This is a genomic window from Streptomyces sp. STAM6, from assembly GCF_054963715.1.
This window is the reverse complement of the sequence record NZ_JBUEFZ010000002.1, coordinates 150,697-175,273: the sequence shown is the minus strand read 5'-3', so window position 1 is coordinate 175,273 and position 24,577 is coordinate 150,697. Positions and strand designations below refer to the sequence as shown.

Below are 24,577 nucleotides of genomic sequence, written 5' to 3'. Positions count from 1 at the left end.
GAGGGTGCAGCCGCCACACTGGCGCTGCAGCGGACGACTGAAACTGAGGAGAACGACGTGGGGACCGTAACGCTCGGCGTTTCGATCGCGGTCCCGGAGCCCTATGGCAGCCTGCTCCAGGAGCGGCGCGCGGGCTTCGGTGATCCCGCCGCGCACGGCATTCCCACGCACGTCACCCTCCTGCCGCCGACCGAGGTCGACGAGGCGCGGCTGCCCGCGGTCGAGGCGCACCTGGCCGCCGTCGCCGCGGCCGGCCGGCCCTTCCCGATGCGGCTGAGCGGAACCGGCACGTTCCGGCCGTTGTCGCCGGTCGTCTTCGTCCAGCTCGTGGAGGGCACCTCGGCCTGCTCCTGGCTCCAGCAGCGGGTGCGCGACGCGTCGGGTCCGCTGGTGCGGGAGCTTCAGTTCCCGTACCACCCGCACGTGACCGTGGCGCACGGCATCGCGGAGGAGGCGATGGACCGGGCGTACGAGGAGCTGGCCGACTTCGAGGCCGAGTGGACGGTCAACTCCTTCGCGCTGTACGAGCAGGGCCCGGACGCGGTGTGGCGGAAGCTGCGCGAGTTCGACTTCGGTCCCGCCCGTCCGGCCAAGGGCGTGCCCGCGCAGGGGGCGCCGGTGGACGCCCCCGCGCCGACGCGTACCTGACGCCTCACAGGGGCAGACGGCGGAACAGCGGCCGCGGCACGTGCCGCAGGGCCGACATCACCAGGCGCAGTGCGCCCGGCACCCAGATCGTCTCCGCGCGGCGGCGCAGACCCTGCTCGATCGCTTCGGCGACGGCCTCCGGGCCGGTCGCCAGGGGCGGCTCGGGGAGGTGGGCGGTCATCCTGGTGCGGACGAAGCCGGGCCGGACGACCATGACGTGGACGCCGGAGCCGTGCAGCGCGTCGCCCAGGCCCTGCGCGAAGGCGTCCAGACCGGCCTTGCTGGAGCCGTAGACGAAGTTGGCCCGGCGGGCACGTTCGGCGGCGACCGAGGACAGCACCACCAGCGAGCCGTGACCCTGCGCCTGCAGCGCGTTTGCGCACGTCAGGGCGGCTGTGACGGCGCCGGTGTAGTTGATCTGGGCGACCCGGGCGGCGGCCGGCGGGTGGGTCTCGTCGCGGGCCTGGTCGCCGAGGACCCCGAAGGCCAGCAGGACCATGTCGATGTCGCCCTCGGTGAAGACCTTGGCGAGGGTCTCCTCGTGGCCGGCGGTGTCCAGGGCGTCGAACGCGACGGTACGGGTGTCGGCGCCGAGCTCACGCAGGGACGCGGCGGCGGCGTCCAGGGCGGGGGAGGGCCGGCCGGCCAGCCACACGGTGCGGGTGCGGCGCGCGATCAGGCGCCGGGCCGTGGCCAGGGCGATCTCCGACGTGCCGCCGAGGACCAGCAGGGACTGCGGGGTGCCGAAGGCGTCCTTCATGACCGGTTTCCTTACAGGGAGAGACGGCGGGCGAGGTCGGACCTGAAGACCGAGCGCGGGTCCAGCTCCGCCCGCAGGGCGAGGAATTCGGGGAGCCGTGGGTACATGGCGCGCAGGGTCTCCGGCCGCAGCCGGGAGTCCTTCGCGAGGTAGACCCGGCCGCCCGCGCCCGCCACCTCCTCGTCGAGTTCGTCGAGGAGCGCGGCAAGGCCCGGCAGCCCGGCGGGGATGTCGAGTGCCAGGGTCCAGCCCGGCATCGGGAACGACAGCCAGCCCGGGTCGCCCTCGCCGAACCGCTTGAGGACGGCCAGGAAGGACGGGCAGCCGCGCCGGGAGATGCGGCGCACGACGCGGCGCAGGGTCTCCTCCTGCCCGTACCCGACGACGAACTGGTACTGGACGAAGCCGCCCCGGCCGTAGATCCGGTTCCAGTGCGGGACGCCGTCCAGGGGGTGGAAGAAGGCGGGGATCGGCTGGAGCTGGCCGGTGCGGGGGCGCCGGGGGGCCTTGCGGTACCAGAGCTCGTTGAAGGCCCGGACGGCGGGGCGGCTCAGCAGCCCCTCGGGCAGGAGGCGGGGTGCCGCCGGCAGCCGGCCGGGGCGGAAGGCGAGCGGGGCGCGCCGGGCCCGCGGGGGGAGCGCGTCGTGGGGGGCGTGGTTGCCGCGGGTGAGGACGGAGCGGCCGGTCGCGGCGCCGCGTGCGAGCAGGTCGATCCAGGCGACGGAGTAGCGGTAGCGGCCGTCGCCGGTGGTCAGCCGGTGCATCAGGTCGTCGAGGTCGGTCGCCCGTTCGGTGTCGACGGACATCAGGGACGTCTCGACCGGGTGCAGCCGGAGCGTGGCGGAGAGGATCACCCCGGTCAGCCCCATGCCGCCGGTCGTGGCGTCGAAGAGGTCGGTGCCGGGCAGGACGGTCCGGACGCCGCCGTCCGCCGTGAGCAGGTCGACGGCGCGTACGTGGCGGCCGAAGGAGCCCGAGACGTGGTGGTTCTTGCCGTGGATGTCGGCCGCGACGGCGCCGCCGACCGTGACGTACCGCGTGCCGGGGCTGACCGGGACGAACCAGCCGAGCGGGAGCAGCACCTCCATGAGGTGGTGCAGGCTGACACCGGCGTCACAGACGACGGTGCCCGCCTCCGCGTCGACGGAGCGGACGCGGGACAGGGCGGTCATGTCGAGCACGGTGCCGCCGGCGTTCTGCGCCGCGTCGCCGTAGGCCCGGCCGAGGCCGCGGGCGATACCGCCGCGGGCGCCGCACGCACGGACGGCGGCGGCCGCTTCCTCCGGGCTGCGGGGGCGCAGGACCCGGGCGGCGGTCGGCGCGGTACGGCCCCAGCCGGTGACGGTGACGACGGACATGAGGGCGACCGTACCGCCGGGTATGCGCGGTTTGACTCCTTTGTCACCTGACTCGCCGAAATGGGTGATTAAACGAGTGTCAGGAAAGATTGCCGTGCCGTCGGCCGCGCGGCGAGCGAGAGTCCCCCTGGTGCACGGAGCTGCCGCGAGGCAGGAAGGGGAGCCGGATGGGATACGACCGCGCAGGCGCCGACCATCGGCTGCTGGCCGCACTGCGCGCGTGCGGGCGCCGCTCTCGGGGGGTGGCGGCGGCATCCCGCGCGCTGTCGTTCGGCGGCGAGCACGGCGCGCTGTGGCTCGCCGCGGGGCTGGCCGGAGCGGCCGCCGACCGCGAGCGGCGCGGGGCCTGGCTGCGCGGCACCGCCCTCATCGGCGCCGCGCATCTGACGAGCATGGGCGTGAAGCGGGTGGTGCGCCGGCCCCGGCCGACCGTGGAACCCCTGGTCCGCACCGCCGGCCGGCACTCCTTCCCGAGCTCCCACGCCGCCTCGGCCGCCGCGGCGGCGGTCGCCTTCGGCACCCTGCGCCCGGCGGTCCGCCGGGTGGCGGGCCCCCTCGCCGCCGCCATGTGCCTCTCCCGGCTGGTGGTGGGCGTCCACTATCCGACCGACGTGGCTGCGGGCGCCCTGCTGGGCGCGGCGGCGGCCTCGGCCGGAGGGCGCTGGATGCTGCGGGGCGCCCATGGGTGAGCGGACCGTCGCCGTAAGGAGCGTCTCTCCCGCCTTCGGGGTGCCGGTCGGCCTGGTCCGGGCCGCGCGGCCGCGCCAGTGGGTGAAGAACGTGCTCGTCGTGGCCGCGCCTGCCGCCGCCGGACAGCTCGCCTCCCGGCACACCGCCGTCCAACTGGTCCTGGTATTCGCCCTGTTCACCGCGGCGGCCGCGGGCGTCTACCTCGTCAACGACGCCCGGGACGCCGAGGCGGACCGCGCCCACCCCGCCAAGTGCCGCCGCCCGGTCGCCGCCGGGGACGTGCCCGTGCCCGTGGCGTACGCGACGGGCGGCGTCCTCGCCGTCGCCGCCGTCGCCGGGGGCGCCGCGCTGTGCACCCCCATGACCGCGGCGCTGCTCGCCGCGTACCTCGTCATGCAGCTCGCGTACTGCCTGCGCCTCAAGCACGTCCTGGTCGTCGACCTCGCGGTCGTCACGACCGGGTTCCTCATGCGCGCCATGATCGGCGGGATCGCCCTCGGCATCCCGCTTTCGCGCTGGTTCCTCATCACCACGGGCTTCGGCGCCCTCTTCATGGTCGCCGCCAAGCGGTACTCGGAGGCCGTGGAGATGGCCGGGCGCGGAGGGGCCACACGGGTGCTGCTGAACACCTACACCACCGGTTACCTGCGCTTCGTGTGGCAGCTGGCGGCCGGCGTCGCCGTCCTCGGCTACTGCCTGTGGGCCCTGGAGAGCGGCGGCACCGCCAACGGCTCCCTGCTGCCCTGGCGCCAGCTCTCCATGATCGCTTTCATCCTGGCCGTCCTCCGCTACGCCGTCTTCGCCGACCGCGGCACCGCCGGCGCCCCCGAGGACGTCGTCCTGCGCGACCGGCCGCTGGCCGTCATCGGAGCCGTGTGGCTCGCGATGTACGCGATGGCGGTCACCGACCTGTGAGGACCACCCGGACCGAGATCACCGGCTTCCTGGGCGCCGGGGCCGCCGCCTACGCCGCCGACCTGGCCCTCTTCCTGTGGCTGCGCGGCCCCCTCGGCCAGGACCCGCTGACCGCCAAGGTCCTCGCCTTCCTCGCCGCATGCACCGTCGCCTACCTCGGCAACGCCCTGGTCACCTACCGCCGTGGACGGGTGCGGATCAGGGATTACGGCGCGTTCCTCGCGGTCAACGCGGCGGGGGCGGCGGTGCAGATGGCCTGCCTGAGCGTGTCGCACTACGGACTCGGACTCACCTCCGCGCGCGCCGACGCCGTGTCGGGTCTCGGCGTCGGCATGGTTCTCGCCACCTGCCTGCGCTTCTGGGGGACCCGCACGCTGGTCTTCGGAGCACGGGGGTAGAAGGCACCCCATGGACTGGCTGACCAAGCTCCCCGTCATCGGCCCATGGGCGGCCCGGCTCATGGCGACACACGCCTGGCGCTCGTACGAGACCCTCGACCGCGTCCACTGGACCCGCCTCGCCGCCGCGATCACCTTCATCAGCTTCCTCGCGCTGTTCCCGCTGATCACCCTCGCGGCGGCGATCGGCGCCGCGCTGCTCAGCGACGACCAGTTGCGCCGGATCGAGGACCGGATCAGCGACCAGGTCCCCGGTATCTCCGACCAGCTCGACATCAACGCCCTGGTCGCCAACGCCGGCACCGTCGGGCTGGTGGCGGGTGCCGTCCTGCTCTTCACCGGCATCGGCTGGGTCACCTCCATGCGCGACTGCCTGCGCGCCGTGTGGGAGCTCGACGACGTCGACGAGGGCAATCCGGTGGTCCGCAAGGGCCAGGACGCGGTGATCCTGTGCGGTCTCGGCCTGACCGGCCTGGCGTCGTTCGCCGCCTCCAGCCTGGGCTCCACCGCCGTCGGCTGGACCGCCGAGCGCCTCGGCATCTCCGGCGGCGGCGCCGGCGGCGTTCTGCTCCAGGCCGGCGCCGTCGTCGTCGCGGTCGTCGCGGACTTCTTGATCCTGCTCTACGTCCTGACACTGCTGCCCGGCGTCCAGCCGCCGCGCCGGCGCCTCGTGGTGGCGGCGCTGATCGGCGCGGTCGGCTTCGAGGCGCTGAAGCTGCTGCTCGGCGGCTACATGAGCGGCGTGGCGGCGAAGTCGATGTACGGAGCCTTCGGTGTCCCCGTCGCGTTGCTGCTGTGGATCAACTTCACCGCCAAGCTGCTCTTGTACTGCGCCGCCTGGACGGCGACGCCCTCGGCGTCCGGCGAGGCCGCTAGCGACGGGGCAGACGACGTACCAGATCCGGCAGCGGCCAGCGCCGGTTGACCAGGTACACCGCGCCCGCCACCAGCACCAGCACACCGCCGACCACGCCCAGCGCGACGCCGGCACCGCCGGACGCCTTGCCGGCGGCGGCGCCCGCCCTGGCGGCACCCCCCTCGCCCTTCCCGGCGGCCTGCTCGGTGCCGCCGCTCTCGCCCGACCCCGAACCGGTCTGTGCGGACTTCGGCGGCACCAGCTCGCCGACCGGCTTCACCTTCCCGGCCGCCGCGAAGCCCCAGTCGAGCAGGCGGGCGGTCTCCTTGTAGACCGCGTGGCCCTCCGTGGCCGACGGGTTCATGACGGTGACCAGCAGCACCTTGCCGTTGCGCTCGGCGACCCCGGTGAAGGTGGAGCCGGCATGCGTCGTGCTGCCGTTCTTCACGCCCGCGATGCCCTTGTACGGCGGGATGCCGTAGTCCCCGGTCAGCAGCCGGTTGGTGTTCTGGATCTCGAACGTCTCGCGCTTCTTGCCGGGTTTCTGCTCGCCGGGGAACTTCGCCCGGGACGTGGAGCAGTACTCCCGGAAGTCCTTGTTCTGCATGCCGCTGCGCGCGATGAGGGTGAGGTCGTACGCCGACGACACCTGGCCCTCGGCGTCGTAGCCGTCCGGCGAGACGACATGGGTGTCGAGCGCCTGCAGCTCGTCCGCGCGGGCGTTCATGTCCTTGACGGTCTGCGCGATGCCGCCGTTCATGTGGGACAGGACGTGCACGGCGTCGTTGCCGGAGCGGAGGAAGACCCCGAGCCACAGGTCGTGGACGGTGTAGCTGAGCTTCTCCTTGACCCCGACCAGGCTGGAGCCCTCGCCGACCCCGGCGAGCTCGGCCCGGGTGACCACGTGCGCCTGGTTCCGCGGGAGCTTGGGCAGCAACGTGTCCGCGAAGAGCATCTTCATCGTGGAGGCCGGGGGGAGCCGCCAGTGCGCGTTGTGCGAGGCGAGCACATCACCGGTCTCGGCGTCCGCGACGATCCACGACCGGCCGGTGACCTGCTTGGGGAGGACCGGCACACCGGCCGCCAGGTTCACCTGGGTGCCCGGCTTGCCGAGCTTCGCCCCGCCGACCGTGGACATGACCGCAGGCGGCTTGGGCTGCTTGTCCTCTTCCTTCTTGTCCGCCCCGGGGCTCGCCAGCGCCGGTGAGGCGGCGAGGGCGGGCAGCAGTGCGGCAGCAGCGACCGTCAAAGCGGTCTTCTTCAAAGCAGACACGATCAGGAACGTACAGGGAGTGTCAGCGGAAGCCGGCACCACACCCCGACCCCCCGCGATACGGGTCACCGGTGAAGGCGATACTGGCTCCATGAAGCTCAACCGCTCCGCCTCATGGTTCCTGCTCGCGTTCGGGGTGTGGAGCTGGTTCATCTGGATCACTTTCGTCAAAAACCTGTGGAACGACGGGAGCGGTCTCGCCTTCGACGACGCCGGTGAGCCGACCGGGTACTTCTGGGTCCATCTGGTGCTCGCCATCACGTCCTTTGTCTTGGGGACGGTGGTCGGCGCCATCGGGTTGCGCGGCGTCCGCGCCTTGCGCCGCGATCGCGTGGGCGATCGCGGATAACCGGAGGGGGAGTACGAGGCCGTGCTGGTCGTCCTGCTCGTGATCGTCCTGGTCGTCGCCCTGCTGGGCGCGGTGCACTGGTACGTCTGGCGCCGGCTCGTGCGCGACGTCACCCGCCCCGGGAGCCCGGCGCGCCGGGCCGGGACGGTGGCCGCGTTCGTACTCCCGCTGCTGTCGCTGGGAGCCCTGACCGCCGGCCGGGCCGGCGCACCCTTCCGGCTCCAGCAGATCGTCGCCTGGCCGGGCTTCCTGTGGCTGGCGCTCCTTCTGTACCTGGTCCTGGCCCTGCTCGTCGGCGAGGCGATCCGCCCCCTGCTGCACCGCGCCCCGGCCCTCCGCACCCGTGCCGGCGCGCCCACGGACGGTCCGGCGACGGCCACGGCACCGTCGGGCGGGGCCGTGGCCCCGGCGCCCGCCGCGACAACCCCGCACGGCGTCGGCACCCCCGCGGTCACGTCCCCCGGTGAGGCCGCCGCCCGCGGCGGCCAGGCGCCCGGCGCCTCGCCCGCCCCGGGCGCCGGCACGCCCGAGGGCGCTTCCGCGTCGCTCGTGCTGCCCGGCGGGGCGGGCCCTGCCGTCGGCGGGCCGGCCGAGGACAGACCCGGGGCGGAGGCCGCCGCGCAGGCCGTCGTGTCCGACGGCGGCCCCGCCTCCGCGGCGTCGGCCGGCAAGGCCGCCACCGTCGTCGAGCCCGCCCCCGCCTCCACGGCGGCGCCCGACTCGCCGGACCTGCCGCGCGGCGGGACGGCCACGGCCGTCGACCCGGCGGCCGGTCCCGGCGCGTCGCCCGCGCCCGTGGACGCCGCTCTTGCCGCTTCCGGCACCGCGCCGGAGAGCACCGCGCCGGACGCCGGGGCGCCGAACGCCGCGGCGCCCGGCGCGGCCGGGATGTCGCGGCGGCTCTTCGTCTCGCGGATCGTCGGCGGGGCCGCCGCCGCGGCCGCGGTGGGAACCGTGGGGTACGGGACGTACGGCGTGCTGCGCGGGCCGCGGGTCAAGCGGGTCACCGTGCCGCTCGGCAAGCTCGCGCGCGGCGCCCACGGCTATCGGATCGCCGTCGTCAGCGACATCCACCTCGGGCCGATCCTGGGCCGGGCCCACACCCAGCGGATCGTCGACGCCATCAACGCCACCCAGCCCGACCTGGTCGCCGTCGTCGGCGACATGGTCGACGGCACCGTCGAGAACCTCGGGCCGGCCGCCGAGCCGCTCACCCGGCTGCGGGCCCGGCACGGTTCGTTCTTCGTCACCGGCAACCACGAGTACTTCTCGGGTGCCGAGCAGTGGGTCGACCACGTCCGCGAACTCGGCCTGCGGCCGCTGCAGAACGAGCGCGTCGAGATCGCCGCCGGCTTCGACCTCGCCGGGGTCAACGACGTGGCCGGCGAACGGGAGGGCCAGGGCCCGGACTTCGCCGCGGCGCTCGGCGACCGGGACCGTGCCCGGGCCGCCGTGCTCCTCGCCCACCAGCCGATCGTCATCCACGACGCCGTGCGCCACGGGGTCGACCTCCAGCTGTCCGGCCACACCCACGGCGGCCAGCTCTGGCCCGGGAACTACCTCGCCGAGCTGGCCAATCCGACCCTCGCGGGGCTGGAGCGGTACGGCGACACCCAGCTGTACGTCTCCCGGGGCGCCGGTGCCTGGGGTCCCCCGGTCCGGGTCGGCGCGCCCTCCGACATCACGGTCGTCGAGCTGGCATCCCGCCAGGCCTGACGAGGCGTCACGCGCTCAACTCCCCCTGTATCAAAGGGTGATGTGGTGGGCGTGTGAATGTTTACCCTTCCACAAGTCAACAGCGTGTGATTGGGTGACCCCGTTCGCGACAGGGGTGGCGTGAAAGGAATCACGGTCATGCGATCGGTCCGTCTGCGGGTCCTCATCACATGCTTAGTACTGATCGCCGCGGGAATCGGTGGCTGGCAGCTGCTGCCGTCCGACGGTGCGGGGCGGAGCCCGATCGCCGTCGGCACGACGGACGAGGTGACCTCACTGGATCCGGCCGGCGCCTACGACGCCGGGTCCTGGGCCATGTACAGCAACATCTTCCAGTCCTTGCTGACCTTCCGGCCCGGCACCACCACGCCCGTCCCGGACGCGGCGACCGACTGCAAGTTCACCGACATGAACCTCAAGACCTACCGGTGCGCACTCCGCGACGACCTCACGTTCGCCAACGGCCGGAAGGTCACCGCGGAAGACGTCAAGTACTCCTTCGACCGGATGATCGGAATAAAGTCGGACGTCGGTCCGCGGGCCCTCTTCCCGACCCTGCGCAGCGTCGTCGCCGACGGCCTGTCCGTCACCTTCAACCTCAGCGCCCGTGACGCGACGTTCCCGCAGAAGGTCGCCACCGGAGCCGGGTCGATCGTGGACCGCACCCAGTACCCGAAGGACCGGCTCCGCGAGGGCAACGCCGTGGACGGCTCCGGCCCGTACGTGCTCACGGAGTACCGGCCCGGCGCCAGCGCCCGTCTCGAACCCAACCCGGCGTACCGGGGCGCCGTCGCCAGGATCGGCGGGCCGGTGGAGGTCCGGTACTTCAAGGAGTCGCGGGACCTCGCCGCGGCCTGGAAGGACGGCCGACTGGAGGTCACCCACCGCCAGCTGCCCCCGCAGTTGCTGTCCTCCCTGGACCCGAGTCAGGACGGCGTCCACATGACGGAGGCCGCCAGCGCGGAGACCCGCAACCTCGTCTTCAACGTGCGCAAGGGCTCGCCCATGGCGAACAGGGCGGTACGCCGGGCGATCGCCGCCCTGGTCGACCGGCCGAAGATCGTCACCGGCTCGTACCGGTCCACCGTCCAGCCGCTCTACTCGGTGATCCCGCAGGGTTTCACCGGGCACAGCACGGCCTTCTACGACGCCTATCCCGAGCCCAGCGCGAAGGCGGCCCGCAGCCTGCTTCGGGACGCGGGCGTCGAGACGCCGGTCCGCTTCACCTACGCCCACCGCACGGACAGCACCTACGCCGCCGAGGCCGCCGAGTTGCGCCGGCAGTTGCAGGCCGACGGCCTGTTCGAGATGACGGTCGTCGAGGTGGACTGGCAGGACTTCCAGAAGGGGTACGCGGCCGGTACGTACGACGCGTACGGCCTGGGCTGGCTCCCCGACTTCCCCGACTCCGACAGCTTCACCCAGCCGCTCGTCGGCCGCGGCAACACCCTGCACAACGGGTACGCCAGCAACCGCGTCGACCGGTTGATCGCCTCCACCCAGCAGTACAGCGACCGGGGCCGGGCGGCCCAGGACTTCAAGTCGATCCAGCAGCAGGTGGCCACTGACGTGCCGCTCGTCCCGCTGTGGCAGAAGAAGGACTACGTGCTGGCCACCGAGGACGTCGCCGGTTCGCAGTACCTCTCGGACGGCACCGGGATCTGGCGTCTCTGGCAGCTGGGCTGGATCTAGGAGGTCTCCTCCGGGGCCCGGTTCGCGCGCGAGCGGGCGATCTCACCCGGCATGAACTCCTCCAGCACCTCGTGGACCTGGCGCACCATCGGTCGCAGGATCCGGAAGCGGGAGAGAGCGATCGCCCGGGCGGCGATCGGCGCGGTGCGCACGACGAGGCGGCGGCTGCGCTCGGTGCCCTCGGTCCGGTCGTAGACCCAGAACAGCACCAGGCCCATCTGCATCAGCCACATCAAATGCGGGAGCAGGGGGGCCAGTTCGGGCGCGGTCTTGGTGTCGGAGCCGAAGAGCACCCGCTCGTGGATGGAGATCGCGGCTTCGCGCGCGGCGACGGAGTCCTCCGAGAAGGGGCTGAGCGGGCTTTCCGGGTCGGCGGCGTTCTTGAAGAACTGGGTCGCGAACCGGTGGTACGGCTCCGCCACGTCCAGCCAGGTCAACAGGTTGTCCCGGATCCGTACGGCCAGGTCGGTGTCGCCCGCGAGGACCGGCTGGACCGCCGCTTCGTGCTCGGCGGCCAGCCGGTCGTAGAAACCCTGGACCAGGTGTTCCTTGGAAGCGAAGTAGTAGTACGCGTTGCCGACGGAGACACCGGCCTCCTGGGCGATGGCCCGCATGGTCGTCTTGTCGAAGCCGCGCTCCTGGAAGAGCCGGAGCGCGGTTTCGAGGATGAGAGTGCGGGTCTGCTCGCTCTTGGGAGCCTTCGGCTTCACGTCCTTCACGGTGACCGAGCCTAACCGGGCGTGCCCGGGACACCGCACCTGCCGTCCGCGCAGGCCGGGCCGCCGACGGCGACGCCGGGCGGGCCGAGGGCCTCGCGCCACTTCGCGGCGGCGAGCACCGCCGCCCGGGCGAAGGGCATCCCGGCGGGAGTGGCCAGCCAGTGGGCCTTGGGCCGGTGCTCGGCCAGCGCCCACAGGCAGACGATCCAGGCGGCGGTGGAGCGATAGACCTGCCCGGCGTCACCGATGACCGTGATCTCCCGGAGCGTGGCCTCGTGGTCCAGCCCGGGGAAGCGGCGCCGGGCCTCCTGGGAGGCCGCGGGCACCAGGTCGAGCGGGACGAGCCGGGGCTGGCGGAGCAGCCAGTGGCGCAGGTGGACACAGAGCGAGCACTGCGCGTCGTACAGGACGGTCAGCCGTTTCACCGGAGTGGCTCGCGTGAGCACGGCGGCCTCAGGAACCGCTCACGGGCGGGGCCCAGGGGCCCTGGGCGGGCCGGCCGGTCCATCCCTGCGGCGGCACCGGCGGGATCTGCTCCCGGTCCATCGCCCCACGGCGCCGGATCTTGTTGAGCACGTAGACGTTGGCCAGGTGCATGATCCCGAGCACCAGCAGAACGACCCCGAGCTTGACGGACAGCGCCTCGAAGAGCTGCCGGATGTCCACCACGGCGTCGTCCTGGCTGAGATAGAGCGCCACGAAGCCGAAGTTGACCAGGTAGAAGCCGACCACCAGCAGGTGGTTGACCGCGTCGGCGAGCTTCTCGTTCCCCTTCAGCACATCGGCGAGGAAAACCCGTCCGTTCCGGCTGAGCGTGCGGGCCACCCAGACGGTGAGCGCCACGCTGATCAGCAGGTAGACGGCATACGCGATGACAGTGAGGTCCATGCCCCACCCTCCCTTGAACGCGTTCAAAAGCTGGTGATGACGACTCTAGACCCGTTGTTGAACGTGTTCAAGTCGCTGAATTGGGCGGCGGCGTGATCATCCGCCCTCTACGGTCTGACCAATGACTCTTTCCTATGATGTGAACGGTGACGGCCCCGCCGTCCTCCTCCTGCACTCCTCCGTCTGCGACCGGCGCATGTGGGACGGACAGTGGCAGCCACTCGCCGACGCGGGACACCGCGTGGTGCGCTGCGACTTCCGCGGCTTCGGGCAAACCCCGCTCTCCGACGGTGAGTACAGCGACGCCGACGACGTGTCGGAACTGCTGGCCTCACTCGGCATCGAGCGCGCGAAGGTGGTCGGCGCGTCCTACGGCGGTCGCGTCGCGCTGGAGATCGCCGCGCGGCGGCCCGATCTGGTGGACGCGCTGACGCTGCTGTGCGCCGCGATGCCCGGGCATGAACCGGGGCCCGCGCTCCAGGCGTTCGGGGCCCGCGAGGACGAACTCGTCGAGGCGGGCGACCTCGACGGCGCCGTCGAGCTGAACGTCTCCACCTGGCTCGGCCCGGAGGCGGACGAGCCGACCCGGCGGCGCGTCCACGAGATGCAGCGGCAGGCGTTCGAGCTGCAGCTGAAGGCCCCGGACGCCCGGCCGGTCCGCCGGAACGACCTGGACTTCACCACGATCGAGGCACCCGCCCTCGTCGTCTCGGGCGCGCACGACCTCCCCGACTTCCGCGAGATCGCCGTCCGGCTGGCCGGCCTGCTGCCCGCGGCCTCCCACCTCGAACTGGACTGGGCCGGGCACCTCCCCGCCCTGGAGCGGCCCGCCGAGATCGCCACCCTGCTCACGCGCCCTCTGTGAGCCGGGCCCCTCAGACGCGCGGAGCCCCGGTCACCGAGACCATCAGCGCGTACAGGGAATGCGTGGCGGTGATGAACAGGACGTTGCCCTTCGGGCCGCCGAAGGTGATGTTGGAGACCGCCTCGGGCACCAGCAGCCGGCCCAGCAGGGTGCCGTCCGGGTCGTAGCAGTGGACGCCGTCGTCGAAGGCCGCCGCCCACAGGCGGCCCTCGTCGTCGAAACGGATGTTGTCGACGCCGCCGGGGCACTCGGCGAAGACCTCGCCGTCCGAGAGGGTGCCGTCGTCGTGGACGTCGAAGACCCGGATGTGGCGGGCCACGGTGTCGGCGACGTACAGCTGCTTCTCGTCGAGGGAGAAGACCAGCCCGTTGGGGCCCGTGAAGCCGTCGGCGGCCAGGCGGACCCCGCCCGTCGACGGGTCGATCCGGTAGACGTTCCTGGCACCGATCTCGCTCTCGGCGCGGTGGCCCTCGTAGTCGCTGGTGATGCCGAAGTCGGGGTCCGAGAACCAGACGGAGCCGTCGGAGCGGACCACCGCGTCGTTCGGGCTGTTGAACCGCCTGCCCTCGAAGCGGTCGGCGAGGACGGTCACCGTGCCGTTGTGCTCGGTGCGCGTCACCCGGCGGTTGCCCTGCTCGCAGCTGATCAGCCGGCCCTCGCGGTCGAGCGTGTTGCCGTTGACGTGCCCGGCGGGGGAGCGGAAGACGCCGACCGTGCCGGTGGCCTCGTCCCACCGCAGCAGCCGGTCGTTGGGGATGTCGCTCCAGATCAGCTGGCGCCAGGCCGGCACGTAGACCGGGCCCTCCGCCCACCGGCAGTCGCCGTGCAGCTGCTCGATCCGGATGTCGCCGTTGGCGCAGCGCCCGGTACGGAAGCGGTCGTCCAGAATCTCGTACCGGCCGCCCACGATCTCGCCTGACATCGTTCCCCCCGTTGCTCGCTGTCCCGAATGGTGTTCGGTTGAGGAGCACTATGCCAGAACGCGGTATGGTTCCGACATGGGAACAGTGGATGAGATCGACCGGGCGCTGATCACCGAGCTCCAGCGGGACGCCACTCAGGCCTATGCCGCGCTCGGCAGGGCGGTCGGCCTGTCGGCGGGCGCGGCGCACGAGCGCGTGCGCAAGCTCCGCGAGCGGGGCGTCATCCGCCGTACGACGGTGGACGTGGACCCTGCCGCGCTCGGGCAGGGCGTCCTCGCCTTCGTGATGGTCGAGTCCGCGTCCTGGATGGGGGAATCGGCGGAGGCCTTCGCCGCCATCCCCGAGATCCAGGAGGCCCACATCATCGCGGGCAGCGCCTCGGTGCTGGTCAAGGTGCGGACGGCCACCACCGGACAACTGCAGGACGTCCTGCGGCGGCTGTACGCGATCGAGGGAGTCAGCGGCACTCAGGCGACGGTCTCGCTGGAGACCTTCTTCGAGCGGTCCGTGCCCGCGGGCTCCGACCCGGATCCGGCGCCGAACCGGCGCACGCCCGGCACCAGCGCCGTGGCCAGGGACGTGCCGCCGACGATCGACGCGGCCGCGAGAAGCGGGACTTCGGCTCCCCACGCGGCGGCTGCCGACGGCGCGAGCGCGTAGCCGAGGGGTGTCGCGGCCAGGGAGAGCAGCCAGTCGTACGACGTGACACGCGCCAGCGCGTGCGGCGGTATCGCCCGCTGCACCGCGGTGTCCCATACGGGGGAGAGGAACCCGAGTCCGGCCAGCGCGACGCCGTACGCGGGGACGGTCAGCCACGGGGGCGCGTGGACGGCCAGCAGGACCAGTGGCAGGGCGTAGGCGGCGAGGCCGAGGTTCGCCGTCAGGACCGGCCGCCGGGGCCTGGCGCGGCCGGCCAGCAGCGACCCCAGCAGCAGTCCGACCGCCCCGGCCTGCAGCAGTGCCACCCACGTGCCCCGGCCGGCCGGCCCGGCCACCACGATCGCCGGGCCGAGCGTCGCGAGCACGGCGGCCGCGCCGTTCCAGGCGCAGTGCGCGATCAGGCTCGTCCAGTACCAGTCGCGGCCGCGGACCTCGGTCCACCCCTCTTTCAGATCGGCCCGCAGGGAACGCCGGGGAACGGGCACCGGCCTCACCCGTACACGGGTGAGGAGCACGGCGCTCACCGCGAAGCTCGCGCCGTCCAGGACGAACGCCCAGCCGGGCCCGACCGTCAGGATCAAGGCGCCGGCGAGGGCCGGTCCGCCCAGCCGGGTGGCGCTCGCGGCGACCCCCAGGGCGGCGTTGGCCCGTTGCAGCGCGTCCGCCGGCACGGTGCCGGTGATCAGTGGGGAGGTGGTGGGCATCGCGAAGGCGCCGGCGGTTCCCCCGGCCGCCGAGGCGACCGCGACGAGCCACAGCGCGGGCGCGCCTCCGAGGAGTTGGGCGCCCACGACGAGCTGGGTCACGCAGCGCACGGCATCGGTGGCGAGTGCGACGCCGCGGGCCGAGAAGCGGTCGGCGACCACTCCGCCGAGCGGCAGCAGGAGCAGCTTCGGCACCATCGCGCACGCGAGGACGAGCGCCAGGGTGGAGGTCGACCCGGTGGCCTCCAGAACGGCGAGGGCGAGGGCCGCGGGGATGACGGCGTCGCCGGTGAGCGAGAGGACCCGGGCGGTGAAGAGCAGCCGGAAGGCGGGCGAGCGCAGGGGGTGAGGCATGCCGCCAACTTATTTCGGTACCGAATAATTCGTCAACGAAATACCCATGCGGGTCCGGCCGCGTGGAGCCGTACGATCGACCGCATGGTGGAGCCGACGAACCGCGACTGGACCGACGAGCACGTGGCGCGCTGGCAGCCCGTCCTGCCGAACCTCGATCCCGAGATCGAGGGCGCGGTGACCCGGATGAGCAGGCTGACGGTCCATCTCCGGCGCGTCCGCGAACAGTCGCTCGTGGATCTGGACCTGGAACGGCAGGAGTTCGACACCCTCCACAAGCTCGCCGGCCGCGGGGGCAGCGCGGCCCCCTCCGACCTGGCCGCCGACCTCGACCTCGCCCCCGCCTCCGTGACCGGCCGCCTCGACGGGCTGGAGCGGCGCGGCCTGGTCCGCCGTACACCCTCCACGACCGATCGCCGGCGGGTCGTCGTCGAACTCACCGAGGAGGGCCGGGCACGCTGGCTGAACGCGATGGACGTCGTCGGACACGAGGAGTACCGGCTGCTCGGCGTCCTCGGCCGGGACGAGCGCGCGCAGCTCAACTCCATGCTGCGGCGCCTGGCGCTGGCCGCCGAGCAGGGGGCCGGACGCGAAGCAGGAGCGGTCCGGGAGGCGTGATCCCTCCCGAACCGCTCCGCCGGCGGTTGTCCCCGCTCAGTCGTCCGTGACGGTGATCGCCCCCACCGGGCAGGCGCGGCCCGCCTCCCGGGTCAGCGCGCCGCCGCCGTCCTCCTTGCCGGGCAGCACGGTGCCGAACCCGTCGTCGTCCTGGGTGAAGACGTCCGGTGCCGTCAGTGCGCACTGCCCCGCACCGATGCAGACGTCCCGGTCGATCGTGATTCTCATCGTGTGTTCCTCACCAGGAGACGGGCAGTTCGATCATGCCCTGGATCGTATCCCCGGGCTTGAAGGAAACCTCGTCCGCGGATACGGCGAGTCGCAGTCCGGGCAGGCGCGCGAAGAGCGCCTCCAGGGCGATCTCCATCTCCGCCCGCGCCAGGTTCTGCCCCAGGCACTGGTGGATGCCGAAGCCGAACGCGACGTGGTGCCGGGCCGAACGGTGCCAGTCGAGCGTGTCGGGATCGGCGTAGGCCGTCGTGTCCCGGTTGATGACCGACGTCGAGAAGACGACCCCCTCGCCGGCCCCGATCACCGTCCCCGCCACGTCGATGTCCTCCTTGGCGAACCGCAGCATCCCGTCCGCGATCGACAGGAACCGCAGCAGCTCCTCCACTGCCTTCGGCATCAAGGAGGGCTCCGCCCGCAGTTCGGCGAGCTGCTCCGGGTGCTGGAGCAGGGTGAACGTGCCCAGCGAGATCATGTTGGCGGTGGTCTCATGACCCGCGACGAGCAGGATCGTGGCCAGCTCGACCAGCTCCTGGCGGTCGATATGACCCGGAATCAGCTGATCGGTAATCAGTTCGTCGAGCAGACCGTCCCCGGGCTTGACGCGTTTCCGCTCAACCAGATCGCCGAGGTAGCCCTCCAACTGGTCGCGGGCGTCCTCCGCGTCCTGTGCGCTCGGCCCCCGCAGCAGCCGGCGCGACTGTCCCTCGAAGAAGTCGTGGTCGGCATAGGGGACCCCGAGCAGGTCGCAGATGACGATCGACGGCACCGGCAGGGCGTACGCGCTCACCAGCTCGGCGGGCGGGCCCTGTTCGACCATCGCGTCCAGCAGCTCGTCCACGGTCCGGCGGATCCGCGGCCGCAGTTCGGCGATGCGCTTCAGCGTGAAGCTGGGGATGAGCATCCGCCGCTGGACGTTGTGCTCGGGGTCGTCGACGCCCAGCAGGGCGGCGCGGCGGCGGTTGCGCAGCTGCGCGAAGCGTTCCGTGGGGACGGGGAACGCGTCGTCTGTGGTGTCCGAGGACAGTCGCTGGTCGGAGAGCAGGTCACGCGCCGCGGCGTGCCCGGTGACGATCCACACCGAGCGGCCGTCCCACAGACTGACGCGGGACAGCGGTCGGCCCTCCCGGAGCGGCTCGTAGGCGGACGGCGGGTGGTAGGGACAAGTGCGGTCCTGAGGGAACGCAACGGCTTCCGTCATGGTGGCCTCGCAAGCGAAGAATCGGACGTTGCCGATCTCCACTACATGCCCAGGGCACACAATTGGTCTACGCGTAGATCAGCCAAACCATCGATACGGTTCGCAACCCGCTCCAGGAGCGCCCGAACAGCCCGCCGAACAGCCCGCCGAGCCCCCTAGACGCTGAGCGAACGGGCGTAGTTGAGCTGGCCCATCACCATGTGGAAGGTGTCCGGGCCGGTCGCCGGGATCATCGTCGAGTGGTGCCGTCCGCCACTGGTGACCGTGACCTGGATGAAGCCGGTCGTCGTCCTCTCCTTCATCAGGAGGAACAGCAGACCCAGGAAGCAGAACACGAAGAAGACCACCGCGAGGACGATCGCGTGCGTCGGCATCTTCTCCTCGGTGCGCGACATGTCGGTCGCGTTCCACACCGCGCCCTTGAGCGGCATCGTGCCGGCCGGCGTCACGATGGAGTCCTGCAGCACCGTGATGTCACCGATCGACACCAGCGGCGCGCCCGCGAACGCCGGCCCCGGCGCGGGCGTCATCGGCAGACCCGGGAGCGTCGGCTGCTGCGGATAGCCATAGCCCTCGGCAGGATTCGGGTAGCCGTACCCCGGCGCGCCCGGCGGCTGTGCCGGGCCCCACTTGTACTCCCCGTCCGCGTACGGATTCGGCTCGCTCATCTCTCCCCGTCCTCTGCAAAGTCGGCGAAGGCCCGCCTCTGTACGGGTGAGCGTACAGAAGCGGGCCTCCGGACGGTGCGTCAGTCGCGTCGACTCGTCAGAAGCGGCGCGTGATCAGGGCACGCTTGACTTCCTGGATCGCCTTGGTGACCTCGATACCGCGCGGGCAGGCGTCCGTGCAGTTGAACGTGGTGCGGCAACGCCACACGCCGTCCTTGTCGTTGAGGATCTCCAGACGCTGCTCGCCGGCCTCGTCGCGCGAGTCGAAGATGAACCGGTGGGCGTTCACGATGGCCGCCGGACCGAAGTACTGGCCGTCGTTCCAGAACACCGGGCAGGACGACGTGCACGCCGCGCACAGGATGCACTTGGTGGTGTCGTCGAACCGCTCGCGGTCCTCGGCGGACTGCAGCCGCTCACGCGTCGGCTCGTTGGTGTCCTTCGTGATGAGGAAGGGCATCACGTCGCGGTACGCCTGGAAGAACGGCTCCATGTCCACGACCAGGTCCTTCAGGACCGTCAGGCCCTTGATGGGCTCGACCGTGATCGGCTTGTCCGGGTTGATGTCCTTGATCAGCGTCTTGCAGGCGAGCCTGTTCTTGCCGTTGATCCGCATCGCGTCGGAGCCGCAGATGCCGTGCGCGCAGGAGCGCCGGAAGGTGAGCGAGCCGTCGACGTCCCACTTGATCTTGTGGAGACCGTCGAGCACACGCTCCTTCGGGTCGATCTCGATCTGGAAGTCCTGCCACTGGGCCTCGTCGGAGACCTCGGGGTTGAAGCGGCGGATCCGGAAGGTGACCGTGATGTAGGGAGAGGCGGCGGAGTCCGCCTCGACCTTGTCCAGTACGGGGGTAGCCATCAGTACTTACGCTCCATCGGCTGGTAGCGGGTCTGGACGACCGGCTTGTAGTCGAGACGGACGGTCTCGGAGCCGTCGTCGCCGACCTCGCGGTACGCCATGGTGTGGCGCATGAAGTTGACGTCGTCGCGGTTCGGGTAGTCCTCGCGGTAGTGACCGCCGCGGGACTCCTTGCGGGCCAGCGCGGAGACGGCCATGACCTCGGCCAGCTCCAGCAGGTTGCCCAGCTCGATGGCCTCCAGCAGGTCGGTGTTGAACCGCTTGCCCTTGTCCTGGATGGCCACGTTCTTGTACCGCTCGCGCAGCTCCGCGATCTTCTCGACCGCGGTCTTGATCGTCTGCTCGGTGCGGAACACCATCACGTTGGCGTCCATCGTCTCCTGCAGCTCGCGGCGCAGGTCCGCGACCCGCTCCGAGCCGGTGGAGTTGCGCAGCCGCTCGACCTGCTCCTCCACGAAGGAGGCCGGGTTCTCCGGCAGATCGACGTAGTCGGCCTTGACCGAGTACTCCGCGGCGGCGATGCCGGCGCGGCGACCGAAGACGTTGATGTCCAGCAGCGAGTTGGTGCCGAGACGGTTGGCGCCGTGCACGGAGACACAGGCGACCTCACCGGCGGCGTACAGACCCGGGACGACCGTCGTGTTGTCGCTCAGGACCTCACCCTCGACGTTCGTCGGGATGCCGCCCATGGCGTAGTGCGCGGTCGGCTGGATCGGGATCGGGTCCGTGTAGGGCTCGATGCCGAGGTACGTACGCGCGAACTCGGTGATGTCCGGGAGCTTGGCGTCCAGCTGCTCCGGCGGGAGGTGCGTCAGGTCCAGGTAGACGTGGTCGCCCTCGGGACCGCAGCCGCGGCCCTCACGGATCTCCGTGTAGATGGAGCGGGACACGACGTCACGGGACGCGAGGTCCTTCATGACCGGCGCGTACTTCTCCATGAAGCGCTCGCCGTCCTTGTTGCGGAGGATGCCGCCCTCACCACGGGCGCCCTCCGTCAGCAGGATGCCCATGCGCCAGATGCCCGTCGGGTGGAACTGGAAGAACTCCATGTCCTCCAGCGGCAGACCGCGCCGGTAGCAGGCGGCCTGGCCGTCACCGGTCAGGGTGTGCGCGTTGGAGGTCACCTTGAAGAACTTGCCGGTGCCGCCGGACGCGTAGATCACGGCCTTCGCCTGGAAGACGTGGATCTCGCCGGTGGCCAGCTCGTAGGCGATCACACCGGCGGACGTCTTGACGCCGTCGACCTCGGTGATCAGCTGGTCCAGGACGTAGAACTCGTTGAAGAACTCCACGCCCTCCTTGACGCAGTTCTGGTACAGCGTCTGGAGGATCATGTGACCGGTGCGGTCCGCGGCGTAGCAGGACCGGCGGACCGGGGCCTCGCCGTGGTTGCGGGAGTGACCGCCGAAGCGGCGCTGGTCGATGGTGCCGTCCGGGGTCCGGTTGAACGGCAGGCCCATCTTCTCCAGGTCGAGGACGGCGTCGATGGCCTCCTTCGCCAGGATCTCGGCGGCGTCCTGGTCGACCAGGTAGTCACCGCCCTTGACCGTGTCGAAGGTGTGCCACTCCCAGTTGTCCTCCTCCACGTTCGCCAGCGCGGCGGCCATGCCGCCCTGCGCGGCGCCCGTGTGGGAGCGGGTCGGGTACAGCTTCGTCAGCACGGCGGTACGGCTGCGCTTCGTCGCCTCGATGGCGGCGCGCATGCCGGCGCCGCCGGCGCCGACGATGACGGTGTCGTACTTGTGGAACTTCATGACGTGGTTACCTCAGCCCCGTGCCTAGCGGATGTTCGGGTCGAAGGTGAAGATCACCAGCGTGCCCAGAAGGATGGTGAACACCGTGGCGGTGTACAGCAGGCCCTTGAGCCACAGGCGCGTGTTCGGGCGCTCGGCGTAGTCGTTGATGACGGTACGCAGGCCGTTGGCGCCGTGCAGCATCGCCAGCCACAGCATCAGCAGATCCCAGACCTGCCAGAACGGGGACGCCCAGCGGCCGGCCACGAAGGCGAAGCCGATCTTGGAGACGCCGCCGTCGAGCACGAGCTGGATCAGCAGGTGGCCGATGACGAGGACGACCAGGACGATGCCCGAGAGGCGCATGAAGAGCCATGCGGCCATCTCGAAGTTGCCGCGGGTCGACTTCGGGGTCTTCTTGGTCCGCTTGCGCGGCGGCTCGATGACCGGGGCGGGGTTGTCCACGTCGTAGAGGCTCACGCCCTCGACGGGACCGACAGCGGACTTGGTGAGGTCAGTGGACATGTCTGGCGTCAGCTCCCGAACCATTCACGTGCGGCGTGGCCGAGGACGGGGTAGACGGCACCCGCCATCAGCACGATCCAGATGACCATCACCCACCAGAACATCGCCTTCTGGTAGCGGGGGCCCTTGGACCAGAAGTCCACGGCGATCACGCGAAGGCCGTTGAGCGCGTGGAAGAGGATGGCGGCCACCAGGCCGTACTCGAGCAGCGCGACGATGGGCGTCTTGTACGTGGCGACGACCTCGTCGTAGGCCTCGGGGGAGACGCGGACGAGAGCAGTGTCCAGCACATGTACGAACAGGAAGAAGAAGATGAGGACGCCGGTGACTCGATGAGCCACCCAGGACCACATTCCTTCCCGGCCGCGGTACAGCGTTCCAGCCGGCACGGAAAAACCCTCCGGGAGCGGGATTGGGGCCGGCCGGCTTCTCTGTCGGTCTGGCCCGGCCGGGTACGGTCCACCGGCCCCGGTCATCGTAGCGACGAGATGTCGGTTCGCTCGCCCGGGGTCCGCCAGTGTGATCAAACAGGCAATCAAACGAGCACGGACGGGCTATCGGTCAGTCCTGCATCCGTGACAAGTCGCAACAAACGGGCACGGGCCAGGCGCCTCAGTTCGTCCGCCGCGACAGCCCGCTCCTCGTCCGGCTGGTGCCCCAGACGGGCGTGGATGCCGCCCAGGACCCGGTCCAGGTGGTCCACGCCGCCCCGCTCACCCGGACAGATCACGAACGCGTGGCCGAAGCGGCTCTCGTACGCCGCGCTCGCGGCGCTCAGCGCCGTGCGCGCCGCTTGCGGCGTGCCGGGCGGCAGACCGGCGGACGTCTCGTCGGCGAGGGCCTCGTCCAGATCGGCGCCGGACAGGTCGTAGCTCGCCTCGTCCGCGGCCGCCAGCAGCGCCTCCAGCGTGGGGTAGGGGCGGTGGGCGGCGACCCGCTGGGCCCAGCGGCGGCTGCCGCAGCAGGCCAGGAGGGCGGCCTCGGTCGCGGCCTCGGGCGCGGCGTTGAACCGGATCAGCCCCGCCGGCGAGCGGGACCCGCGTGTCTGGGACGGTATCGGCGTGGCGCCGGGCCGGACGGCGAAAGCCGTCGGTCGCTTCGGGGTGCCGGCGTGGGATTCGCTGGACAGCGTGGGCTCCTCGACGGGACAGCGGGAGTCGGGACAGCGGACGTGACGGGACGGCTCAGATGTGGGAATTCTGTGAGGGAGGAGGCACAAGATTACCCAGGGTGAGCGCGAGCTGTACGAGAGATGCGGGAACTTCACCCGGAAGGGAGAGTTTCAATACAGGTGATGGACGAAAGGTCGCTATGGAACGGCATCCGAACCGGCAGCGCACCACGGACCTGATACGCGGGCCGGCGGCCCTGGTGGCGCTCGTCGCCACCCTGGCCGCCGGCTGCGCCGACGGCGCCGGAACCGCACCGCCCACCAGCGCACAAGCCCCCTCCGCCCCGGCCGCGGGCTCCCGGGCACCGACGCCCGCGCCGACCCCCACCCCCACTCCGACCAGGACGTATCCGCTGTCCACCGCGCCGCGCACCATCCCGGCCGTGCGCGACCACGAGCCCGCCCGCGGGCCGGGCTGGCGGCCCGGCGGCGGCAGCGCCGTCGTCCTCGCCAAGGGCAGCGGGGCCCTGGCCGACGAGGGCCGGCTGCTGGCCCGCGAGCTGGGGACCGGCTACGCCGGCGAGACGCCCGCGGGCCCGGGTGACGTCGAGCTCGCGCTTGACGCGTCCCAGCAGGGCGGCTCCGAGTCGTACCGGCTCACCGTGCGTAACGGCCGGGTGCGGATCAGCGGCCCCGGCGAGGCCGGGGTCTTCTACGGCACCCGCACCCTGAAACAGTCGCTGCGCTCCGGCGGCGCCGCACCCGAAGGGGTCGTGCGCGACGCGCCGGCCAAGCCGCAGCGCGGTCTGATGGTCGACATCGCCCGCAAGCACTTCACCGCCGCGTGGATCGAGGACCGGCTGCGCGACATGGCGGACCTCAAGCTCAACCAGCTCGGGCTGCACTTCTCCGACGACCAGGGCTTCCGTATCCAGTCCGACAGCCACCCCGAGGTGGTCTCGGCACAGCACCTGACCAAGGCGGAGGTCCGCCGGATCCTCGCGCTCGCCCGCAGCCTGCACATCACCGTCGTCCCCGAGATCGACTCGCCCGGGCACCTGGGTGCGGTCATGCGGGCCCACCCGGACCTCCAGCTGCGCAATGTCCAGGGCACCCCGCGTCGCGGCGCCATCGACATCTCGAAGCCCGGGTCCGCGCGGATCGTGGACGACCTGCTGCGCGAGTACGCCGCGCTCTTCCCCGGCGCCTGGTTCCACGTGGGCGCCGACGAGTACCAGGCCCTGACGGTGAGCGACCCCGAGGCCTCCTACCCGCAGCTGGCACGGGCCGCGGCCGAGAAGTACGGGCCCGGCGCGGACGTCGAGGATCTCGCCACCGGCTGGCTCAACGACCGGGCCGCGACCGTCCGCGCCGCCGGAAAGACCGCGAAGGCCTGGAACGACGGGTTCTTCCCCGGCGGGGCGGTGAGCGCCCGCAAGGACATCGAAGTCGCCTACTGGACGGGCAAGGAGATCGGCGCGCGCGTACCGGCGCGGTACCTGGCCGAGGGCCGCAAGGTGGTCAACTACAACGACGAGTACCTCTACTACGTGCTCGGCGAGCCGAACCAGTTCGTCTATCCCACCGGCCGCCGCATCTACCAGGAGTGGACGCCACGGGTCCTGCGCGGCAGCACGGCCGTCCCCGCCCGCTACGACGCGCAGATCCTGGGCGGCAGCTTCGCCGTCTGGTGCGACCTCGCGAACCGGCAGACCCAGGAGCAGGTGGCGACCGGCATCCGCATGCCGCTCCGCGCCACGGCCCAGAAACTGTGGGACGCCGGCAAGCCACCGTTGACCTGGGAGAACTTCCGGTCCCTCGCCGACCGGCTGGACAGCGCTCCGTAGGTCGGGCACCACCGGGCGT

27 protein-coding genes and 1 pseudogene are annotated in these 24,577 nt (G+C 71.6%); 12 read left to right on the top strand and 16 right to left on the bottom strand.

Features of this window, described 5'->3' with window-relative positions; genetic code table 11:
- Positions 1 to 57 precede the first annotated feature (57 nt).
- The gene (locus ACY34K_RS03280; protein WP_462743249.1) at positions 58 to 648 is read left to right on the top strand and encodes a 2'-5' RNA ligase family protein; all 591 of its coding nucleotides are present in this window, start codon (positions 58 to 60) and stop codon (positions 646 to 648) included.
- A 4-nt stretch (positions 649 to 652) separates the two neighbouring features.
- On the opposite strand, the gene ACY34K_RS03275 is transcribed toward ACY34K_RS03280, so the two are convergent.
- Entirely contained in the window at positions 653 to 1,408 is a 756-nt protein-coding gene (locus tag ACY34K_RS03275; protein WP_462743246.1) for a decaprenylphospho-beta-D-erythro-pentofuranosid-2-ulose 2-reductase, read from the bottom strand.
- An 11-nt stretch (positions 1,409 to 1,419) separates the two neighbouring features.
- Positions 1,420 to 2,766 carry an FAD-binding protein gene (locus ACY34K_RS03270; protein ID WP_462743243.1) on the bottom strand — a complete coding sequence of 449 codons (1,347 nt, stop codon included), beginning with the start codon at positions 2,764 to 2,766 and terminating at the stop codon, positions 1,420 to 1,422.
- A gap of 167 nt (positions 2,767 to 2,933) precedes the next feature.
- Between ACY34K_RS03270 and ACY34K_RS03265 the strand changes: the two genes are divergently transcribed.
- The 4 genes from ACY34K_RS03265 to ACY34K_RS03250 are packed head-to-tail and all read left to right on the top strand — an operon-like array spanning position 2,934 to position 5,694.
- Positions 2,934 to 3,455 (top strand): phosphatase PAP2 family protein, encoded by a 522-nt coding sequence (locus tag ACY34K_RS03265; protein WP_462743240.1) that lies wholly within the window; start codon positions 2,934 to 2,936, stop codon positions 3,453 to 3,455.
- Positions 3,448 to 4,371 carry a decaprenyl-phosphate phosphoribosyltransferase gene (locus tag ACY34K_RS03260; RefSeq protein WP_462743237.1) on the top strand — a complete coding sequence of 308 codons (924 nt, stop codon included), beginning with the start codon at positions 3,448 to 3,450 and terminating at the stop codon, positions 4,369 to 4,371. The genes ACY34K_RS03265 and ACY34K_RS03260 overlap by 8 nt, the downstream gene beginning before the upstream one ends.
- On the top strand, positions 4,368 to 4,769 hold the full coding sequence (locus ACY34K_RS03255) for a GtrA family protein (RefSeq protein ID WP_462743234.1): 402 nt from the start codon (positions 4,368 to 4,370) through the stop codon (positions 4,767 to 4,769). The genes ACY34K_RS03260 and ACY34K_RS03255 overlap by 4 nt, the downstream gene beginning before the upstream one ends.
- A gap of 10 nt (positions 4,770 to 4,779) precedes the next feature.
- A complete protein-coding gene (locus tag ACY34K_RS03250; RefSeq protein WP_462743230.1) occupies positions 4,780 to 5,694 on the top strand; it encodes a YihY/virulence factor BrkB family protein in 915 nt (304 codons plus the stop codon).
- Here the strand turns inward: ACY34K_RS03250 and ACY34K_RS03245 are convergent.
- Positions 5,642 to 6,898, bottom strand: coding sequence for a D-alanyl-D-alanine carboxypeptidase family protein (locus ACY34K_RS03245; protein WP_462743227.1), 1,257 nt, complete (start codon positions 6,896 to 6,898; stop codon positions 5,642 to 5,644). The genes ACY34K_RS03250 and ACY34K_RS03245 overlap by 53 nt on opposite strands.
- Before the next feature lie 91 nt (positions 6,899 to 6,989).
- On the opposite strand from ACY34K_RS03245, the gene ACY34K_RS03240 reads away from it, so the two are divergent.
- From ACY34K_RS03240 to ACY34K_RS03230, 3 genes are all read left to right on the top strand, one after another.
- Positions 6,990 to 7,247, top strand: a complete 258-nt coding sequence (locus ACY34K_RS03240; RefSeq protein ID WP_462743224.1) for an SCO4848 family membrane protein — start codon at positions 6,990 to 6,992, stop codon at positions 7,245 to 7,247.
- Positions 7,248 to 7,268: 21 nt separating this feature from the next.
- Positions 7,269 to 8,963 (top strand): metallophosphoesterase, encoded by a 1,695-nt coding sequence (locus ACY34K_RS03235; RefSeq protein WP_462743221.1) that lies wholly within the window; start codon positions 7,269 to 7,271, stop codon positions 8,961 to 8,963.
- Positions 8,964 to 9,101: 138 nt separating this feature from the next.
- Positions 9,102 to 10,655 carry an ABC transporter substrate-binding protein gene (locus tag ACY34K_RS03230; protein WP_462743218.1) on the top strand — a complete coding sequence of 518 codons (1,554 nt, stop codon included), beginning with the start codon at positions 9,102 to 9,104 and terminating at the stop codon, positions 10,653 to 10,655.
- On the opposite strand, the gene ACY34K_RS03225 is transcribed toward ACY34K_RS03230, so the two are convergent.
- Genes ACY34K_RS03225 through ACY34K_RS03215 form a run of 3 tightly spaced genes read right to left on the bottom strand, consistent with a single transcriptional unit; the run spans position 10,652 to position 12,262 of the window.
- On the bottom strand, positions 10,652 to 11,374 hold the full coding sequence (locus ACY34K_RS03225) for a TetR family transcriptional regulator (protein ID WP_462743215.1): 723 nt from the start codon (positions 11,372 to 11,374) through the stop codon (positions 10,652 to 10,654). The two genes, ACY34K_RS03230 and ACY34K_RS03225, sit on opposite strands and share 4 nt — an antisense overlap.
- Positions 11,375 to 11,385: 11 nt before the next feature.
- Positions 11,386 to 11,820 carry a thiol-disulfide oxidoreductase DCC family protein gene (locus ACY34K_RS03220; RefSeq protein ID WP_462743212.1) on the bottom strand — a complete coding sequence of 145 codons (435 nt, stop codon included), beginning with the start codon at positions 11,818 to 11,820 and terminating at the stop codon, positions 11,386 to 11,388.
- 7 nt (positions 11,821 to 11,827) lie between these two features.
- Complete coding sequence (locus ACY34K_RS03215) at positions 11,828 to 12,262, bottom strand: hypothetical protein (protein WP_462743209.1); 435 nt, start codon at positions 12,260 to 12,262, stop codon at positions 11,828 to 11,830.
- Between the two features lie 121 nt (positions 12,263 to 12,383).
- Here ACY34K_RS03215 and ACY34K_RS03210 point away from each other — a divergent pair, with 121 nt between their 5' ends.
- Positions 12,384 to 13,127 (top strand): alpha/beta fold hydrolase, encoded by a 744-nt coding sequence (locus ACY34K_RS03210; protein WP_462743206.1) that lies wholly within the window; start codon positions 12,384 to 12,386, stop codon positions 13,125 to 13,127.
- 10 nt (positions 13,128 to 13,137) lie between these two features.
- Here ACY34K_RS03210 and ACY34K_RS03205 read toward each other — a convergent pair whose 3' ends face one another.
- Positions 13,138 to 14,049, bottom strand: coding sequence for an SMP-30/gluconolactonase/LRE family protein (locus ACY34K_RS03205; protein ID WP_462743203.1), 912 nt, complete (start codon positions 14,047 to 14,049; stop codon positions 13,138 to 13,140).
- Between the two features lie 85 nt (positions 14,050 to 14,134).
- Between ACY34K_RS03205 and ACY34K_RS03200 the strand changes: the two are divergent.
- Positions 14,135 to 14,569: pseudogene (locus ACY34K_RS03200) on the top strand (Lrp/AsnC family transcriptional regulator); the annotation flags it as partial.
- Here ACY34K_RS03200 and ACY34K_RS03195 read toward each other — a convergent pair.
- Positions 14,518 to 15,768, bottom strand: a complete 1,251-nt coding sequence (locus tag ACY34K_RS03195) for an MFS transporter (RefSeq protein ID WP_462743200.1) — start codon at positions 15,766 to 15,768, stop codon at positions 14,518 to 14,520. The pseudogene ACY34K_RS03200 and the gene ACY34K_RS03195 overlap by 52 nt on opposite strands.
- An 84-nt stretch (positions 15,769 to 15,852) precedes the next feature.
- Here ACY34K_RS03195 and ACY34K_RS03190 point away from each other — a divergent pair, with 84 nt between their 5' ends.
- Positions 15,853 to 16,386, top strand: coding sequence for a MarR family winged helix-turn-helix transcriptional regulator (locus tag ACY34K_RS03190; protein WP_462743197.1), 534 nt, complete (start codon positions 15,853 to 15,855; stop codon positions 16,384 to 16,386).
- A 36-nt stretch (positions 16,387 to 16,422) separates the two neighbouring features.
- Here the strand turns inward: ACY34K_RS03190 and ACY34K_RS03185 are convergent, their stop codons facing one another.
- The 8 genes from ACY34K_RS03185 to ACY34K_RS03150 form a co-directional block, all read right to left on the bottom strand.
- Positions 16,423 to 16,614 (bottom strand): ferredoxin, encoded by a 192-nt coding sequence (locus ACY34K_RS03185; protein WP_462743194.1) that lies wholly within the window; start codon positions 16,612 to 16,614, stop codon positions 16,423 to 16,425.
- Between the two features lie 10 nt (positions 16,615 to 16,624).
- Complete coding sequence (locus ACY34K_RS03180) at positions 16,625 to 17,815, bottom strand: cytochrome P450 (protein ID WP_462743191.1); 1,191 nt, start codon at positions 17,813 to 17,815, stop codon at positions 16,625 to 16,627.
- 155 nt (positions 17,816 to 17,970) lie between these two features.
- Positions 17,971 to 18,483 carry a hypothetical protein gene (locus tag ACY34K_RS03175; RefSeq protein WP_462743188.1) on the bottom strand — a complete coding sequence of 171 codons (513 nt, stop codon included), beginning with the start codon at positions 18,481 to 18,483 and terminating at the stop codon, positions 17,971 to 17,973.
- A gap of 97 nt (positions 18,484 to 18,580) precedes the next feature.
- Positions 18,581 to 19,342: a succinate dehydrogenase iron-sulfur subunit gene (locus tag ACY34K_RS03170; protein ID WP_462743185.1), complete on the bottom strand. Its 762-nt coding sequence runs from the start codon at positions 19,340 to 19,342 to the stop codon at positions 18,581 to 18,583.
- Positions 19,342 to 21,096 carry a succinate dehydrogenase flavoprotein subunit gene (gene sdhA / locus ACY34K_RS03165; RefSeq protein ID WP_462743182.1) on the bottom strand — a complete coding sequence of 585 codons (1,755 nt, stop codon included), beginning with the start codon at positions 21,094 to 21,096 and terminating at the stop codon, positions 19,342 to 19,344. The genes ACY34K_RS03170 and sdhA overlap by 1 nt, the downstream gene beginning before the upstream one ends.
- Before the next feature lie 24 nt (positions 21,097 to 21,120).
- On the bottom strand, positions 21,121 to 21,600 hold the full coding sequence (locus ACY34K_RS03160; RefSeq protein ID WP_462743179.1) for a succinate dehydrogenase hydrophobic membrane anchor subunit: 480 nt from the start codon (positions 21,598 to 21,600) through the stop codon (positions 21,121 to 21,123).
- Positions 21,601 to 21,608: 8 nt separating this feature from the next.
- The gene (gene sdhC, locus ACY34K_RS03155; protein ID WP_462743176.1) at positions 21,609 to 21,989 is read right to left on the bottom strand and encodes a succinate dehydrogenase, cytochrome b556 subunit; all 381 of its coding nucleotides are present in this window, start codon (positions 21,987 to 21,989) and stop codon (positions 21,609 to 21,611) included.
- A gap of 146 nt (positions 21,990 to 22,135) precedes the next feature.
- Entirely contained in the window at positions 22,136 to 22,729 is a 594-nt protein-coding gene (locus ACY34K_RS03150; protein WP_462744016.1) for a 2-oxo-4-hydroxy-4-carboxy-5-ureidoimidazoline decarboxylase, read from the bottom strand.
- Between the two features lie 182 nt (positions 22,730 to 22,911).
- On the opposite strand from ACY34K_RS03150, the gene ACY34K_RS03145 reads away from it, so the two are divergent.
- Positions 22,912 to 24,558, top strand: coding sequence for a beta-N-acetylhexosaminidase (locus ACY34K_RS03145; protein WP_462743173.1), 1,647 nt, complete (start codon positions 22,912 to 22,914; stop codon positions 24,556 to 24,558).
- Positions 24,559 to 24,577: the final 19 nt, after the last annotated feature.

Bases quoted from the DNA above. Each gene is read 5' to 3' on its own strand.
- ACY34K_RS03175 (WP_462743188.1), bottom strand. From the start codon at position 18,483: ATGAGCGAGCCGAATCCGTACGCGGACGGGGAGTACAAGTGGGGCCCG.
- ACY34K_RS03240 (WP_462743224.1), top strand. From the start codon at position 6,990: ATGAAGCTCAACCGCTCCGCCTCATGGTTCCTGCTCGCGTTCGGGGTG.
- ACY34K_RS03190 (WP_462743197.1), top strand. From the start codon at position 15,853: ATGGTGGAGCCGACGAACCGCGACTGGACCGACGAGCACGTGGCGCGC.
- sdhA (WP_462743182.1), bottom strand. From the start codon at position 21,096: ATGAAGTTCCACAAGTACGACACCGTCATCGTCGGCGCCGGCGGCGCC.
- ACY34K_RS03260 (WP_462743237.1), top strand. From the start codon at position 3,448: ATGGGTGAGCGGACCGTCGCCGTAAGGAGCGTCTCTCCCGCCTTCGGG.
- ACY34K_RS03185 (WP_462743194.1), bottom strand. From the start codon at position 16,614: ATGAGAATCACGATCGACCGGGACGTCTGCATCGGTGCGGGGCAGTGC.
- ACY34K_RS03180 (WP_462743191.1), bottom strand. From the start codon at position 17,815: ATGACGGAAGCCGTTGCGTTCCCTCAGGACCGCACTTGTCCCTACCAC.
- ACY34K_RS03275 (WP_462743246.1), bottom strand. From the start codon at position 1,408: ATGAAGGACGCCTTCGGCACCCCGCAGTCCCTGCTGGTCCTCGGCGGC.
- ACY34K_RS03215 (WP_462743209.1), bottom strand. From the start codon at position 12,262: ATGGACCTCACTGTCATCGCGTATGCCGTCTACCTGCTGATCAGCGTG.
- ACY34K_RS03230 (WP_462743218.1), top strand. From the start codon at position 9,102: ATGCGATCGGTCCGTCTGCGGGTCCTCATCACATGCTTAGTACTGATC.
- ACY34K_RS03210 (WP_462743206.1), top strand. From the start codon at position 12,384: ATGACTCTTTCCTATGATGTGAACGGTGACGGCCCCGCCGTCCTCCTC.
- ACY34K_RS03160 (WP_462743179.1), bottom strand. From the start codon at position 21,600: ATGTCCACTGACCTCACCAAGTCCGCTGTCGGTCCCGTCGAGGGCGTG.
- ACY34K_RS03270 (WP_462743243.1), bottom strand. From the start codon at position 2,766: ATGTCCGTCGTCACCGTCACCGGCTGGGGCCGTACCGCGCCGACCGCC.
- ACY34K_RS03145 (WP_462743173.1), top strand. From the start codon at position 22,912: ATGGAACGGCATCCGAACCGGCAGCGCACCACGGACCTGATACGCGGG.
- ACY34K_RS03170 (WP_462743185.1), bottom strand. From the start codon at position 19,342: ATGGCTACCCCCGTACTGGACAAGGTCGAGGCGGACTCCGCCGCCTCT.
- ACY34K_RS03205 (WP_462743203.1), bottom strand. From the start codon at position 14,049: ATGTCAGGCGAGATCGTGGGCGGCCGGTACGAGATTCTGGACGACCGC.
- ACY34K_RS03195 (WP_462743200.1), bottom strand. From the start codon at position 15,768: ATGCCTCACCCCCTGCGCTCGCCCGCCTTCCGGCTGCTCTTCACCGCC.
- ACY34K_RS03250 (WP_462743230.1), top strand. From the start codon at position 4,780: ATGGACTGGCTGACCAAGCTCCCCGTCATCGGCCCATGGGCGGCCCGG.
- ACY34K_RS03265 (WP_462743240.1), top strand. From the start codon at position 2,934: ATGGGATACGACCGCGCAGGCGCCGACCATCGGCTGCTGGCCGCACTG.